The sequence below is a fragment of the uncultured Granulicatella sp. genome, from assembly GCF_963528315.1.
In the GTDB taxonomy this organism is placed as follows: domain Bacteria; phylum Bacillota; class Bacilli; order Lactobacillales; family Aerococcaceae; genus Granulicatella.
On the sequence record NZ_CAURVV010000004.1, the window covers coordinates 19807 to 36219 of the forward strand.

The window sequence follows — 16413 nt, forward strand, 5'->3', positions numbered from 1 at the left end:
AAAATGAAACCGTATGTATTGAATGAAAGAAGGTGTCAATGGACAAGTGGATGAACAATTTGAAGGAAGAATTCCACCGCAAAATTTAGATGCAGAACAATCTGTTTTAGGAGCAATTTTATTAGATCCAGATTCAATTGTGTCTGTAATGGAATTTTTAATGCCAGAAGATTTTTATCGAGTAAACCACCAAGTGATTTTTAAAGCGATGGTGGAATTAAATAATGATTCTTCGCCCATTGATATTGTTTCAGTTGCAGAACGTTTAAATCAAAATAAACAATTAGAAAATGCAGGAGGGCAATTTTATTTATTAGAATTAGCTGAAAAAGTTCCGACTGCTTCGAATGTAGAATATTATTCTAAAATCGTTAGTGAAAAATCAACTTTACGAAAATTAATTCGAACTTCTACGGATATTGCAACAGATGCATATGGTGAAACAGATGAAGTAGCAGCAGTGTTGGATAGAGCTGAGCGAAGTATTTTAGAAGTTTCTGAAAAGAGAAATCGAGCAGGATTTGTAGATATTACAAAAGTCTTGAACGAAGCCTATTTATCTCTTGAAGAGCGTATGAAAAATACGGGAGAAATTACAGGGATTCCAACAGGATACATTGATTTAGACCGAATGACATCAGGACTTCATTCGGATGAATTAATTATTTTAGCAGCTCGGCCATCTGTTGGTAAAACAGCGTTTGTATTAAATATTGCGAAAAATGTTGCGACAAAAACAAATGAAACAGTAGCAATTTTCAGTTTAGAAATGAGTGCCGAGTCCCTTGTAAACCGGATGTTATGTTCGGAAGGAAGCATTGATGCAAGTAATATGCGAAATGGTCGTTTAACGGAAGAAGAACTTCGTAGTTATTTTGTGGCATCGGGTACTTTGTCGAATGCTCCTATTTATATCGATGATACTCCAGGGATTCGAGTATCAGAAATTCGTGCAAAATGTAGACGATTAAAACAAGAGAGAAATAATTTAGGATTAATCGTAATTGATTACTTACAATTAATCGAAGGAAATGGACGAGAAAGTCGTCAACAAGAAGTTTCAGAAATTTCAAGAAATTTAAAGAAACTTGCTAAAGAATTAAGTGTTCCAGTCATTGCTTTATCTCAATTATCTCGTGGAGTAGAGCAAAGACAGGACAAACGTCCGGTGATGTCGGATATTCGTGAATCAGGTTCGATTGAGCAAGATGCGGATATTGTAGCATTCTTATATCGTGAGGATTATTACCGACAAGAACCAGATGAAGATGGAAATGTTCCAGAACAAGAGTCGAATAATATTATTGAAGTCATTATAGAAAAGAACCGTAGCGGTCCACGAGGAACCGTAGAATTAATGTTTATTAAAGAATATAATAAATTTACATCGATAGCATCGAAAAGTTTAGAAGCTTCAATGCCACCAATGTAGAAAAAATAATTTAAAGAGGTGCGGATATGTCATCAGTAGTAGTAGTAGGTACACAATGGGGAGACGAAGGAAAAGGTAAAATTACTGATTTCCTTAGTGAAAAAGCAGAGTATGTGGCTCGTTATCAAGGGGGCGATAACGCTGGACATACGATTCAGTTTGGTGGAGAAACTTATAAATTGCATTTAATTCCGTCAGGAATTTTCTCACCAGAAAAACTTTGTATTATTGGAAATGGGGTTGTGGTTAATCCAAAATCATTAGTAACAGAGTTAGCCTATTTACATGAACGAAATATTACGACTGATAATTTAAGAATTTCAGATCGTGCGCACGTAATTTTGCCATACCATATTGAATTGGATCGTTTACAAGAAGAAGCTAAAGGGGACAAGAAAATCGGTACAACGATTAAAGGAATTGGCCCTGCTTATATGGATAAAGCAGCTCGTGTAGGGATTCGTATTGCAGATTTATTAGATCGAGAAGTTTTTGAAGAACGTTTACGTTTGAATTTAGAAGACAAAAATCGTCAGTTTACGAAATTATATGATGCAAATCCGATGAATTTTGAAGAAATTTTTGAAGAATATTATGAATATGGTCAACAAATTAAGCAATATGTTTGCGATACTTCTGTATTATTAAATGATGCTTTAGATAATGGAAAACGAGTATTATTTGAAGGCGCACAAGGTGTAATGTTGGATATTGATCAAGGAACTTATCCATTTGTAACTTCTTCTAACCCATTAGCAGGTGGAGTGACAATTGGTAGTGGCGTAGGCCCTTCAAAAGTGACAAAAGTAGTCGGTGTTTGTAAAGCATATACATCTCGTGTTGGAGATGGCCCATTCCCTACAGAATTATTTGATGAAATTGGAAGTCGTATTCGTGAAGTTGGTCGTGAATATGGAACAACAACAGGACGTCCACGCCGTGTTGGATGGTTTGATAGTGTTGTGATGAGACACTCTAAACGTGTATCTGGTATTACAAATTTATGCTTAAATAGTATTGATGTATTAACTGGATTAGAAACAGTAAAAATTTGTGTTTCTTATCGTAAACCAAATGGAGAAGAAATTAGTCATTATCCAGCAAGTTTAGTAGAACTAGGACAGTGTGAACCAGTTTATGAAGAACTTCCTGGTTGGACTGAGGACATCACAGGATGCCGTACATTGGATGAATTACCAATTGAAGCACAAAACTATGTTCGTAGAGTTTCAGAATTAGTAGGAGTGAAGATTTCAACATTCTCAGTAGGTCCAGATAGAAACCAAACCAACATTTTAGAAGATGTTTGGGATAGTGAATAATATTTCCCAAACGCTCGATCGCAAGAGAGGAGCTAGTTATGAAAAAGATTTTAGTAGTAGATGATGAGAAACCAATCTCAGATATTGTCAAATTTAGTTTATCAAAAGAAGGTTTTGAAGTTGTTACCGCATTTGACGGTGAAGAAGGATTAGCAGTTTTTGCTGCAGAAAATCCTGATTTAGTTATTTTAGATTTAATGTTACCAAAAATTGAAGGCTTAGAAGTTTGCCGAGAAATTCGTAAAACAAGTAATGTTCCGATTATTATGGTAACCGCAAAAGACTCTGAAATTGATAAAGTTTTAGGGCTAGAATTAGGAGCTGATGACTACGTAACTAAACCATTTTCAAATCGAGAATTAATTGCTCGTGTGAAAGCTAATTTACGTCGTCAACATATTTCACCAAGTGAACCGGATGAAGAAAAATCTGCAAACGAAATTGTATTAGGAAGCTTAATTATTCATGAAGATGCCTATGTAGTATCTAAACGAGGCGAAGAAATTGAATTAACACATCGTGAATTTGAGTTACTTCACTATTTAGCAAAACATATTGGTCAAGTCATTACGAGAGAACACTTATTACAAACGGTTTGGGGATATGATTACTTCGGAGATGTTCGTACAGTAGACGTAACGGTTAGACGTTTACGTGAAAAAATTGAAGATACACCGAGTCATCCTACATGGATTATGACAAGACGTGGAGTAGGCTACTATATTAAAACTCCAGAACAAGAAAAAGAAGCTTAGAAAGATGCGCTTTTCTTTACCAAGAAATATTCTGGGAAGAAAGGCGCATTTATTTTTAATAAAGGAGAAAAAACATGCAAAAAGTGAAACGATTCTTTCGTTCCATTCAATTTAAAATCCCTGTGTTATTTATTTTTATGCTGATGATTTCGTTGCAATTGATTGTTGCAAACTTTCTTCGTCAATTAGAAACACAGATGATTTCAAACTTCCAAGAACAAATTCAATTACAAGTTGGATTTTTAAAAAATAGTGTTCAACCGATTGTGTCAAAAGATGATAAAGATGAAGTCAAAATAGCAGAAATTTCTAAAATACTGCAAGATTATCCAACAGGAAGTAGTATTGTAGAGGCTCGAGTATTAGATTCTCAAGGATATATTTTAGGGACTACGAATCAATCCCAACAATCTGTTGTAGGAACTCGAACGACAGAAGCAGATGCGCAACAAGTATTATTAACAAATACCGTGTATGCTTATAATTTTACAGAACATGATACTCGTTATTGGAAAATTGTCTCTCCAATTTCTTCCACTAGTGGAAATTCAGGAAATCCTCTAGGAATTATTTCTGTTACGACGAATATCGAGTCGAGATATACCCAAGTAAAAGATATCGGGGTTATTTTCGTAAGTTCATCTTTAATCGCTATTGTCTTGGTTATTATTATTACTTTCTTAATTTCTCAAGGAATTACAAAACCGATTGCGGAAATGAAAAAGCAAACGGAAAAAATTGCTGAAGGAAATTATACTGGTGAAGTAAAAATTTATAGTGATGATGAGATTGGTCAATTAGGGCAAGCTATTAATGATCTATCTTTTAAAATTAAGGAAGCTCAAGAAAGTACAGAATCGGAACGACAACGTTTAGATAGTGTCTTACGTCATATGAGTGATGGAGTAATCGCAACAGATAGACGTGGTCGTATTGTCATTATGAATACAGCAGCTTTAGATATTTTAAATTTAAAATCGGAAAAAGTAATAGGAATTCCATTATTATCTATTTTGCCGTTAGATGAAAAAGTAACGTTTAGAGAGTTATTAGAAACACAACAAGAAAGATTGATTCATTTAGAAGAAGATGGAGAAGACTCAATTGTTCAATGTGAGTTTTCTGTTATCCAGCGTGAATCTGGCTTTATTAGTGGGTTAGTTTGTGTTTTAACAGACGTTACGGAACAACAAAAGATTGATAGAGAACGTAGAAATTTCGTATCGAATGTATCACATGAATTACGTACACCATTGACAAGTATTAAGAGTTATACGGAAGCATTAGTAGATGGAGCTTGGGAAAATAAAGAAATTGCCCCAGGATTTTTAAAAGTTATTGAAACTGAAACTGATCGTATGATGCGAATGATTACGGACTTACTGAATTTATCTCGTATGGACCAAAATCGTCTAGGGTTGGAAAAAGAATTTATTAATATGAATGAATTGGTCGTTCATATTGTCAATCGTTTTGAGATGGTGTTGCAGTCTGAACCGTATCGAGAAAAAAATTATCGTATTTTAACAGATATTACCCAGCGTGACTTATGGGTCGAATTAGACCAAGATAAGATTACGCAAGTATTAGATAATATTATTAACAATGCGATTAAGTATTCTCCAGATGGGGGAAGAATTATTGTTCGTTTAATGGAAACTCATACGGATATTATTGTAAGTGTGAGTGATGAAGGCTTAGGAATTGCCCGAAAAGATATTCCTCATTTATTCGATCGATTCTATCGTGTAGATAAGGCACGTTCTCGTGCAATGGGAGGTAGTGGTCTTGGATTAGCGATTGCTCAAGAAGTTGTCCAATTACATGGTGGAAAAATCTGGGTGAATAGTATTGAAAACAAAGGTTCAACCTTCTTTGTTTCCTTACCATATATTCCATTTGAAGAGGATGGTGAATGGGAATGAAAATTCGTTTAAGATATTTAGTATTTATTTTAATACTATTAAGTATTATTAGTTTAGTATTAACGATGGCGGTTGTATTCCGTCCTGTAGAAATTTTCTCTCCAAATGGATTTACAAGAAATGTAGCTTCAACCAACCAAGATGCTAGTACTCAAACAAGAGTTTCTTATTCAATGGAAGATGTTTTTAGACCAACTCGCTTTATTATTTCCCATGAGAATAAAGGAAAAATGACGAGTGATTCTACAATCATTGCATCTGTTAATGAAGGTTTGGTTGGCAAATTTAAAGATATTTCAAAAAAAGAAATATTGAGTCAAGAAGTATATGAACAATTAGTATTAAGAGATTCATTTGGGCAGTTATTATTTGATGCACCAGTGACATTTGGAGTAATGACCAGATATTTTAATGATGTACCTGAGGAATACAAACAAGAAACATTTAGTCGAATTCTCTATCGTCATGATGATTCAAAAAATGTTTACTTTATTAATGATTATACAAAGCAAGTATTCCAAGCTAAAACAGATCAAGATATTCAATCAGAGTTATCTAACTATTATGATGATACAAAATTCCACTTAGTCGAATCATATATTTTAAAAAATAAACAGATTTTTATTGAAGTAAATGATCTAGCATTAGAAAAACAAACTTATCTGATGGAACAAATTCCAATGAGTTTTTATATTACTCAATTGTTTGCGAATCCTTCAGAATTAAGAAATAGAAGTGATGGACAATCCATTATATATAATGATAATCTATCCCAATTAAAAATGGATCGTTCTACGAATGTCATTTCCTATTATCAGAATCGAGTGGATGATGAACAGTTAACAACAACGGTTCATTTACAACAATCATTTGCGCAAATGAAGAAATTAGGCGGATGGAAATTAGGAATGAGTTTTTCGGACTTTGATAGTGAACGAAAAATTGTAGAATATATGCGTTATGTAGGAACGTATCCAATTCTTTCAAATGCAAAAGAAGGGTTATCTCAATTTATTATTACAGCAACAGGAATTGAAAAAATGCGAGTTTCTTCTCTAATTGCGGAGACTCCAATTCCTTCAAAAAATGAATCGATTGATTTAATGAGTGGAAAAGAATTAATGGATCAAATTTTAGGAAAAGGAATTGCATTAGATACATTAGAGGATATTCGTTTAGGGTATGCTTGGCAATTAAGCCGAGAAAGTAATCAAGTTGTTGAGTTTGTTCCAAATTGGTTTATCAAAATCGATCATAAATGGAAAACTTTAGAAGAAATTTCTTTACCAACATTGGATCAAGGAGGAGATAGCGATGGATTTTAGACGATCAACTTTAGTATTAATTCTTAGTTTTCTCTTTCTAGATATCTTTTTATTTGGAACTTTTTGGCAAATGAAAAAGGAAGTAAAAAGTCCTTTGAATACAAGTATTAATGTGATGGAGCAAATGAGAACGGATGGAATAACGGTGACAGGGGTAAATACGACGGTAGAATCTCTACCGATTATTCAAATTAGCCCTACTAATATTGAACATTTAATCAGCATTTTACCGAGCCAAGTTGCTACATATGATAAAGGGGTTATTTCATCACAATTATTAGCACCGATTCAATTGACATTAGATGCGAATACTACAGCTACCATCGAAAATTTTGCAGAATTAACAACTTATGTAGAAAGTGGTTCTATTATTAATGGAAATCAATATACATGGTTTAATTATAATCCGACAACACGTAAAGTGATTTATGCGCAACGTGCGAATCAAATTCCAGTCATGGATGGAAGTAGTCAAATTATTTTTACATTAAATGCGAATAATCAAGTGATCAGTTATGAACAGACTTTTGCAGGAAATGTATCAGTGCTTGGGACCAATCGTACTCTAATTACGTCTCAAAAAGCGATGGAAGTATTATACTTAGCTGGGAGAATTCCAACTCGTTCAACAGTTTCAGTTGTTCGATTATCGTATTACAAATCTTTAGCACTAAAAGATTTATCCATTTATTCTCCAGCTTGGTATGTAGAATTTAAACAAGTAGATGGACAAACTCTCGTTCGTCGAGTAGATGCAATTAGAGGTACTGTATTGACGAATGAAGCAACAGAAACGGTGAATACAACAACACCGTAATAGAACTGTAGCTGCAATAGAAAGGAAGACAATATGAGCGAATCAAGTTTTTTAGTGAGTTTACTAACGAGTGGAAGCTCGGGTAATGCAACGTATATTGAAACACCACAAAGAAAAATTTTAGTTGATTGTGGGTTAACTGGGAAAGCCATTGCAGCACAAATGGAAAAAATTGGACGATCAGTGGCAGATATTGATACGATTTTAGTCACGCATGAACATGTAGATCATATTAAAGGGATCGGAGTATTAGCAAGAAAATATGGCATGGATATTTATGCAAATGAGAAAACATGGAAAGCCATGGAAAATAAAAATATCGGTGTGATTAAGCAAGAGCAAAAACATTTATTTGAACCAGGAGTAACAAAAACTTTTGGAGATATTGATGTAATGAGTTTTGCAGTGTCTCATGATGCAGCTTGTCCCCAATTTTACTCATTTCAAAAAGATCAAAAACAATTTGTGATGTTAACTGATACAGGTTATGTTAGCGAGAAATTAAGGAGATTACTATCTAATGCGGATGCTTACTTAATGGAAAGTAATCATGATGTAGATATGCTTCGTATGGGAAATTATGCATGGCATTTAAAACAAAGAATTCTTAGCGATAAAGGGCATTTATCGAATGAAGATGGCGCATTAGCGATGTGTGAAATGCTAGGAGATAAGACAAAGAGAATTTATTTAGGACATTTAAGCCAAGATAACAATTTGAAAGAATTAGCGTATCAAACAGCTGAATCTATTTTATTACAGCACGACTGTGGAATTCATGAAACTTTTGAAGTCTATCATACCGATCCGTATGAACCGACTGAATTGTTTAGAGTTTAATAGAATTTTCAAAAAATAATGGAATTTTTAACAGCTTTATAACGATTTAATTACATTATCTTCAAACTTTTTTCAAAAAGCTAGATTAGTATAAGAGTGTCAAAAGAAAGCAATAAAGAAATTACTAAAGTGAAAAAGGAGGGGATATTCATGACAAATGAATTCCATGAAGAAGTAGAAAACACACAAGAAAATACAGTATTAAATGAAGAAACACAAGAACGTACTCCAGTAGAAAAGAAAAACACTAAGAAGAAAAAAGCTTTTCGTTCAGGTTTTGTTGGTGGAGTAACCGGTGGACTATTAGCCGTTATCATTGGATTTGGTGCTATGAGTGCGACAGGAACGTTAAACCAATTAACTGGAGCAAAATCAACTGCAACAAGTACAACAACTGTGAAAACAAGCCCGACAGCATTATCTAATAAGGGTGCTGGAGATGTTTCAGATGTTGTTTCAAATGTAAAAAATGCAGTCGTATCTGTGATTAATAAACAAAGTTTAAATCAAAATAATTTATTTGGAAGTAACGGACAAAGTCGTCGACAAAATCAAAAAACAGAAGATAGTGATTTAACAACTGCTTCTGAAGGTAGTGGAGTTATTTATAAAGTTGAAAATGGCTATGCTTATATTGTAACGAATAATCATGTTATTTCAGGTTCTCAAGAATTAGAAGTATTAATGGCAGATGGTACTCGTGAAAAAGCAGAATTAATTGGCGCAGATAAGTGGACTGACTTAGCAGTATTAAAAATTAAAGCAGATAAAGTAACTACAGTAGCTGAATTTGCGAATTCAGATGAAGTGAAAGCTGGTCAAACAGCAATTGCGATTGGTTCTCCTTTAGGAACTGAGTTTGCTACAAGTGTAACGCAAGGAATTGTATCTGCAAAAGATCGTTCTGTTCCAACAGATGTAGATGGTGATGGTAAACAAGACTGGGTTGTAAATGCTATTCAAACAGATGCAGCGATTAACCCAGGGAATTCTGGTGGTGCATTAGTTAATGCAGCAGGACAAGTTATCGGAATTAACTCTATGAAGATTAGTAAATCTAGCGTAGAAGGAATTGGATTTGCGATTCCAAGTAATGAGGTAGTTTCTATTATTAATCAATTAGAAAAATCTGGTAAAGTAATTCGTCCAGTTTTAGGAATTTCAATGGTAGATTTAACCTCTGTTTCTTCTCAAGGTCGTCAACAATTAGAGTTATCAAACGATGTTAAAGAAGGTGTCGTTGTAGCGGATGTCCAAGAAAATAGTAGTGCAAGTAAAGGTGGATTAAAACAATACGATGTCATTACAGAAATTGATGGTAAACCAGTTACAGGAGTACAAACATTAAGAAAAGCATTATATAGTAAAACAGTTGGTTCTAGTATGGAAGTTACATACTATAGAAATGGACAAAAACAAACAACAACTATTCAATTAACAAGCTCAGATAGTCCAAGTTTATAAAAAATAGAATAAGATGATACTATCCACATAGTTATCCACAGAAATGTTGATAACTATGTGGATATTTATTTTAATTGTGTAGAAAAAATAAAAAAGTTTTTTTAAAAAACATTGATATAATAAGCTTTTTAATAAGTGGAGTTATCCACAGAATAATGAACAGTTGTGAATAAGTTTAGTTTAAAACTCATAAAAAAGCCTTTATATCAACGTTTCTGTATGTTTTGTATATCTTTGGATAATAGGATAAAATTGTGGATAAAGTAATCGAACAAGATGTAACAGAAAAATTACAAAAAAAGGGTATTGACCAATATATAGGGGATAAGGGGGAAATAATAAACAAAATTTAGTAGCGAACATGTGTACATGTGGATAACTCTGTGGATAAGTTGTGAGTTTCTTATAAATTTTTGAAAAAATCTTGAGCAGTTGAGGAAAAGGGAATATACTATTGTTAATAGTGGAGAAGTACCCAAGAGGCTGAAGGGGTCGCACTCGAAATGCGATAGGTCGCGAAAGCGACGCGGGAGTTCAAATCTCCTCTTCTCCTTTTATGTTCTTGATATATCAACGTTTTTAGAGGTTTTGTTCCAAGTTTGTTTTGTGAATGAAGCCTTTTTTTAATAGAGTTTTCTAATGAACGTTGGTATAATAATATTATTATAAGTAGAAATTTTAATGAAATAAAAAGAAACAAGGAGTGAGAATATGCCAAGATTTCTTGTTGGAGCAACTGAAGACACTTGGGATTTTGATGCGGCTTATGAAGCTACGAAGGATGGAGATATTATTGAATTTACTCCTAATTTGATCATGAATTTTACAAAAGAACCTTTTACTGAGATTACAAAAAATATTACAATCGTTGGTCATATAGAAGGAAATACATTTCTAAATACGATTACGGGGAAAATTAAAATTTCTAATAAAGCAAAGGTGACGTTTCAAAATTTGTGGATGTCCGTATTAGAAAATCAAAATATGTTTCGCATTAATGGAGAATCAGAAGTAACTTTTGAAAATTGTGTACTGCAAAGCGAATTTCCATCAAATGAGTATTTCTTGTTGCTTTCAGAAGAAAAAAGTAAAGTCAATTTTAAGAATTTTACAACAAAATTACCAGACAAACATCAATTAGGAATGAAATTTGTTCATTCAGCTGTTTCTATTCAAGATTCTACCATTCAAAATCGATTATGGATTCGAGAAAATTCTGAATTAGAGTTTGTTCGTTCAAAAATGGAGTGTAGTCGTCCTAAATCTGTATGGAGTGAAGATTCAAAGTTAACAATTATTTCGAGTCAAATTTATGGAACTTTTGAAGAAGGAACGAATCCTGTTTTGGATTTGAATCAGAGTGAAATCAATTTGGAAGATAGTATTGTCGAGGGCGTTGGAACAAATTATTACACCATTTTACTTCAAAGTGGTAGTAGGGGAGTTTTCAAAAATTTAACCGTTAGTTTTATGAGAATCAAAAATAGCCATATTCGTATGGTGAATGGATCTGTAAAGCATAATTTAGCAATAGCAGAAGAATCAACTTTATATTCACAAGGTAGATTACACTTTTTAAATAAAGAAAGTAGACATATTCCAATTAGTTTAACAACAAACGCTGTATTTGTCGGAGATAGTATAGAAGTGGAAAAAGAAATTTCTCCTATTATTCGTGCTAAAGAGGGTTCGTGCTTCGTTACAAATGACTTTATTCATTTAAATGGAGATGCCACTAAACTAAATTATGAAACAGATGAAACGAGTCAATGCAGAGTTGCTCAAAAACATAAAGCAGCTCCAGAAAGAAGCGAAAAAGGGGAGATTATTCGAACTGAGGATGCACAAAAGGCCCATCATACGAATACTGATTACTATGCACAATTACAAGGATTAATTGGACTAAAAACCGTCAAAGAAAAGGTTGATAAATTAATTCAACAAGCAAAATATAATCAATTACAAATCGAACAAGGATTACCTCCTGAAAAAATGACGATGCATGCAGCTTTCTTAGGAAATCCAGGAACAGGGAAAACCACTGTAGCACGTTTAATGGGACAAATCTTATTCCAATATGGAGCCTTAAAAGGGGAAGAGTTCAAATTTGTAGAAGTATCAGCTGCTGATTTATTGTCTGGATATGTGAATCAAACAGCAGAACAAACTCGTAAGAAATTAGAAGAGGCTAAAGGTGGCGTGTTATTTATTGATGAAGCGTATGCTTTAAATAAAAAAGGTTCGAATAGCACAGGCGAAGAAGCGATTAATGAATTATTAACGTATATGGAAAACCATCGTGATGATATTATGGTGATTTTTGCAGGATACACAAAAGAAATGGAACAATTTTTTGATGTGAATCCAGGATTCAATTCTCGTGTGCCACATCAATTAACCTTTGAAGATTATTCACCAGATGAAATTGTACAAATGGGACTTAAAATTTTTGAAGGAAAAGCTCGAAAAGTTGAAGATCCAGAATTTTATACTCGTAAAATTAAAGAAGCCTATAAACGTTCCTTAGATAAGAGTAATGCTCGATGGATTCGTAATCAAAATGAGAAAATTATGCAAGAATTTATTTTCCGTGTGATGTCACAAGAAAACGAAGATATGACTTTAATTAAAAATCAAGATATTGAAAAAGCATTGTCACAAGGAAGCTATGAAGAATCCGACAATAAAGTTGATGCATGGAAACAATTAAATCAATTAATTGGTTTAGAAAAAGTCAAAGAACAAGTCAGTGCCTTTATTAATCAAGTAGAATTATCGAAGGTAAGACAAGAACAAGGAATCGAAACGAAAAATATTACGTTACATTCGTTATTCTTAGGAAATCCAGGAACAGGTAAAACAACAGTTGCTAGAATAATTGGCGAATTGTTGTATCAAAAAGGGATGATTGCAACCAATAAAATGGTGGAAGTTTCTCGTGGGGACTTAATTGGTGGATACCAAGGGCAAACAGCCATTAAAACAAGAGAACATTTACAAGCTGCTCTAGGGGGAGTACTTTTTATAGATGAAGCTTATTCCTTAAAACATGGGGCTAATGACAATTTTGGACAAGAGGCCATTGATGAAATCTTGAAGTTTATGGAAGATCATCGTCATGATATGGTTGTTATTTTTGCAGGATATCATAAAGAAATGAGTGCTTTCTTAGAAACAAATTCAGGACTAGCGAGTCGTGTTCCAAATACATTTGATTTTGAAGATTATACATCTGAAGAAATTGCTCAAATTGGATTGTATGAATTAGCTAGTGATTCCTTAACAGTAGATGAAGAAGCATATCGTCAAGTTGTTGCAACAGCATATGCTAGAACAAATGACCGCAGTAATGGTCGTTGGATTCGTAACTTCAATGAGAAGTTAAGATTACGTCTAGCTACTCGATTTGGTAATAATCCATCCATTGATCCAAACCAAATAATCCAACAAGACTTAGAGGATGTTTTAGTGATGTCAAAATAAGAGTAAACAAAAAAAGCTGCTAACGCAGCTTTTTTGTTTTACATGAAATATCCTAAGTAATAACGTACAAATAATGCAGCAGCTACAGCACCTACAAATGGAGCAGTACCTGGAACTAATAATCCATATTGCCAGTCATTATTTACTTTATTTTTGATTGGTAATACTTGGTAAGCTAAACGAGGTCCTAAGTCACGAGCTTGGTTCATTGCGAATCCTGTAGTACCTCCAAGACCCATACCAACAGCCCATACAAGTAAACCAACAATAATGTTTAATTGATCTTTATTCACTTGTTCAGTAGCTAAGATAGCTGTTAAGAAAATAAATGTTGCAAATGCTTCGACGAAGTAGTTACGAGGTAAGTTACGGCAGTTAGGGTTAGTAGAGAAGATGTTACGAATTGCAATTCCATCTACTTGACCTTCAGAAGCTGTAAAGTGGTCTGCATACATGAACCATACGATAACTGCACCAACGAAAGCTCCTAAAAATTCAGCAATTGCTACAGGGATAAATTGTTCAGCAGGTAATAAACCTAAAACAACTTTTGCTAATGCCATTGCTGGGTTAATACTAACTCCACCAAAGATGAATAATGTTACTGTGATACCGAATGCCCATGTTGTGATGGCGAATAAGTGACCTGAACCATTGTATTTAGTTTTTTTCAATACTTCGTCACAGTGTACCCCAACCCCGAATAAAATCATTAGGGCAGTTCCCATAAATTCTGATAATAATAAGTGAATAAATTGTTGTGTAAACATATAAAATATAAGACTCCTTTTTATTTTTAAATTATGATAATATTTCTTTTTCTAATAGTTGATAAACTTTTCCAATGGGCAATTGATGCTGTTTGGCTAGTCTAGCACAATCCTCATATTCGAGAGTTGTTTTAGAGATGTTTTGGTATGTGTTTTGTTTGACACGAATGGTTCCTAAACTCGTTTCTATTTCTTGAAAAGTTCGTTGCATCACTTTTCTTGAAATTTTTTGATAACGAAATCCAATCGTGCTTGTTTGCTCAAATAAAATTTTTGTAAATTCTTCTAATTGAGACAGAGAAATTAAAATCGTTACATGAATTGCTGGACGATTCTTTTTAGCTAGAACACTGAAATAAGTGACATCTAGTGCTCCTTTTTCATATAGGAAATCCATTAAGAATCCCATTTGTTCAGGCGTTTGATCATCAATCGTCGTATCGATTTGATAAATATCATCGTCTAACTGATGTACTTCTTTGAAAGAGTGAGTTGTTGGATGACATAAACTTCCACGTAAAGCATTGAATTTTCCAGTATCTCTCTTTCCAAATCCATATCCTACAGAAGTGATTTCTAAGTTTTCTGGAATGGTAAAGTCTGGATGAATTGCTTTTAGTAAGGCAATCCCTGTTGGTGTAATCAACTCAGTTTTAATATCAAAATCTTGATGAATTAAGATAGAAGTTCCTTTTCTTAATTGCATGACTGCCGGAACAGGCACAGGCATAACGCCATGAGCGACTTTGATTGTACCACTACCTTCTACTAAAGGAGCGCTATATACTTTTGTAATCCCTAAGTTTTCAAATAAGATAAAGAAACTAGCGATATCTACAATCGAATCAATTGCTCCCACTTCGTGGAAATGAATGTGTTCAATTGGAACTTGATGAACAGCAGATTCTGCACGAGCGATGTCACGGAATACTTCCATACTTTTTTCTTTTACAAATTCAGAAACGGTACTATTTTCAAAAATTTCAATAATTTCTTGTAATCCACGAACGTCATCGTGATGATGGTGACCATGTTCATGGTGATGATCGTGTTCATGATGATGATCGTGTTCGTGATGATGATCGTGTTCGTGATGATGATCGTGTTCGTGATGATGATCGTGTTCGTGATGATGATCGTGCTCATGATGATGATCGTGCTCATGATGGTGATCGTGTTCATGGTGATGGTCATGGTGATGGTGATGGTCATGGTCATGTTCATGATGGTGATCGTGTTCATGATGATGATCGTGTTCATGATGATGATCGTGTTCATGATGATGATCATCATCATGAGTGAAATCTCCATGGACTCCATGGTCTTTTTCTCCATGTTCTAAATGAACATCGAAATCAATTCCATAAATACTGCTTTTAGCAATTTTATGAATATGTAAATGATAGCCATCTACAGCTAATTTTTTTAGTTCTTGTTGTAAATAGTCTGAACTGGCTCCTAAATCAATAAGAAGACCATTCAGCATATCTCCACTAATACCAGATAAAGGTTCTAAATATAAATGTGTCATGATGAAACACCTCGAATCTGATTAATCATACTAGCAGAATAAGCAGCGCCAAATCCATTATCAATATTGACAACTGTCACACCAGAAGCACAAGAAGTTAACATACTCATCAGAGTTGTTAGACCTTGTAAGTTACTTCCATATCCTACACTTGTAGGCACTGCAATGACAGGGACATCTACTAATCCTGCGACTACACTCACAAGAGCACCTTCCATTCCAGCAATGACAATAATGACACTAGCACCACGAATATCATCCAAGCGATTGAATAGTCGATGGATACCAGCAACTCCAACATCATAAATACGTTTCACAGGATTTCCAAATGTTTCAGCAGTAATAGCAGCTTCTTCTGCTACAGGCATATCACTTGTTCCTGCCGTTACTACAGCAATGTAATGTTTACTATGAATTGGTGAAGGATTAACAACAAAAGCTCTCGCAGTTTCATAATAAAATCCGTGAGGAATTTTTTCTAATAAATATTGTCCTTTTTCGCTATTTACTCTAGTTGCTAGTACAGGAAGATTTTCTTTTTCTAATGATCCAATAATTTTTTCGATTTGCTCTTTTGTTTTTCCTTCACCATAAATGATTTCTGGAAATCCATTTCTTTTATTTCGAGAAAGATCTAAAGAGGCAAATCCCATATCGTCGATACCTTCTAATAGAGAGGCAGCTTCCTCTAGTGAAAGCTGTCCCTCTTGAAAGCGAATAAGAATATCTTTTTTATTCATAATAATATC

12 protein-coding genes and 1 tRNA gene are annotated in these 16413 nt (G+C 33.9%); 10 read left to right on the plus strand and 3 right to left on the minus strand.

The genetic code is table 11. The annotated features are described in order from the left end of the window. Positions 1–46: 46 nt before the first annotated feature. The 10 genes from dnaB (at position 47) to RYK07_RS01855 (ending at position 13363) form a co-directional block, all read left to right on the plus strand. Entirely contained in the window at positions 47–1432 is a 1386-nt protein-coding gene (gene dnaB, locus RYK07_RS01810) for a replicative DNA helicase (RefSeq protein WP_006703156.1), read from the plus strand. A 26-nt stretch (positions 1433–1458) separates the two neighbouring features. Continuing rightward, entirely contained in the window at positions 1459–2754 is a 1296-nt protein-coding gene (locus tag RYK07_RS01815) for an adenylosuccinate synthase (RefSeq protein ID WP_314852105.1), read from the plus strand. Between the two features lie 38 nt (positions 2755–2792). After that, positions 2793–3509, plus strand: a complete 717-nt coding sequence (yycF, locus tag RYK07_RS01820) for a response regulator YycF (protein ID WP_314852106.1) — start codon at positions 2793–2795, stop codon at positions 3507–3509. A gap of 74 nt (positions 3510–3583) precedes the next feature. Next, entirely contained in the window at positions 3584–5434 is a 1851-nt protein-coding gene (gene walK / locus RYK07_RS01825; RefSeq protein WP_314852107.1) for a cell wall metabolism sensor histidine kinase WalK, read from the plus strand. Continuing rightward, on the plus strand, positions 5425–6759 hold the full coding sequence (locus tag RYK07_RS01830) for a two-component system activity regulator YycH (protein ID WP_314852109.1): 1335 nt from the start codon (positions 5425–5427) through the stop codon (positions 6757–6759). Before walK ends, RYK07_RS01830 begins: the two co-directional genes overlap by 10 nt. Beyond that, positions 6749–7576 (plus strand): two-component system regulatory protein YycI, encoded by an 828-nt coding sequence (yycI, locus tag RYK07_RS01835; protein WP_314852110.1) that lies wholly within the window; start codon positions 6749–6751, stop codon positions 7574–7576. The genes RYK07_RS01830 and yycI overlap by 11 nt, the downstream gene beginning before the upstream one ends. 33 nt (positions 7577–7609) lie before the next feature. Next, positions 7610–8416: an MBL fold metallo-hydrolase gene (locus RYK07_RS01840; RefSeq protein WP_314852111.1), complete on the plus strand. Its 807-nt coding sequence runs from the start codon at positions 7610–7612 to the stop codon at positions 8414–8416. Between the two features lie 150 nt (positions 8417–8566). Then, a complete protein-coding gene (locus RYK07_RS01845; protein WP_314852112.1) occupies positions 8567–9880 on the plus strand; it encodes a trypsin-like peptidase domain-containing protein in 1314 nt (437 codons plus the stop codon). 465 nt (positions 9881–10345) lie between these two features. Further along, positions 10346–10433, plus strand: a tRNA-Ser gene (locus tag RYK07_RS01850). Positions 10434–10591: 158 nt separating this feature from the next. Continuing rightward, entirely contained in the window at positions 10592–13363 is a 2772-nt protein-coding gene (locus RYK07_RS01855; RefSeq protein WP_314852113.1) for an AAA family ATPase, read from the plus strand. 38 nt (positions 13364–13401) lie between these two features. Here the strand turns inward: RYK07_RS01855 and larD are convergent, their stop codons facing one another. Genes larD through larB form a run of 3 tightly spaced genes read right to left on the minus strand, consistent with a single transcriptional unit; the run spans position 13402 to position 16404 of the window. After that, a complete protein-coding gene (gene larD / locus RYK07_RS01860; RefSeq protein ID WP_314679826.1) occupies positions 13402–14133 on the minus strand; it encodes a D/L-lactic acid transporter LarD in 732 nt (243 codons plus the stop codon). A 31-nt stretch (positions 14134–14164) separates the two neighbouring features. Then, positions 14165–15664: a nickel pincer cofactor biosynthesis protein LarC gene (gene larC, locus RYK07_RS01865; RefSeq protein WP_314852115.1), complete on the minus strand. Its 1500-nt coding sequence runs from the start codon at positions 15662–15664 to the stop codon at positions 14165–14167. Next, positions 15661–16404: a nickel pincer cofactor biosynthesis protein LarB gene (gene larB / locus RYK07_RS01870; RefSeq protein WP_314852116.1), complete on the minus strand. Its 744-nt coding sequence runs from the start codon at positions 16402–16404 to the stop codon at positions 15661–15663. The genes larC and larB overlap by 4 nt, the downstream gene beginning before the upstream one ends. Between the last annotated feature and the right edge of the window lie 9 nt (positions 16405–16413).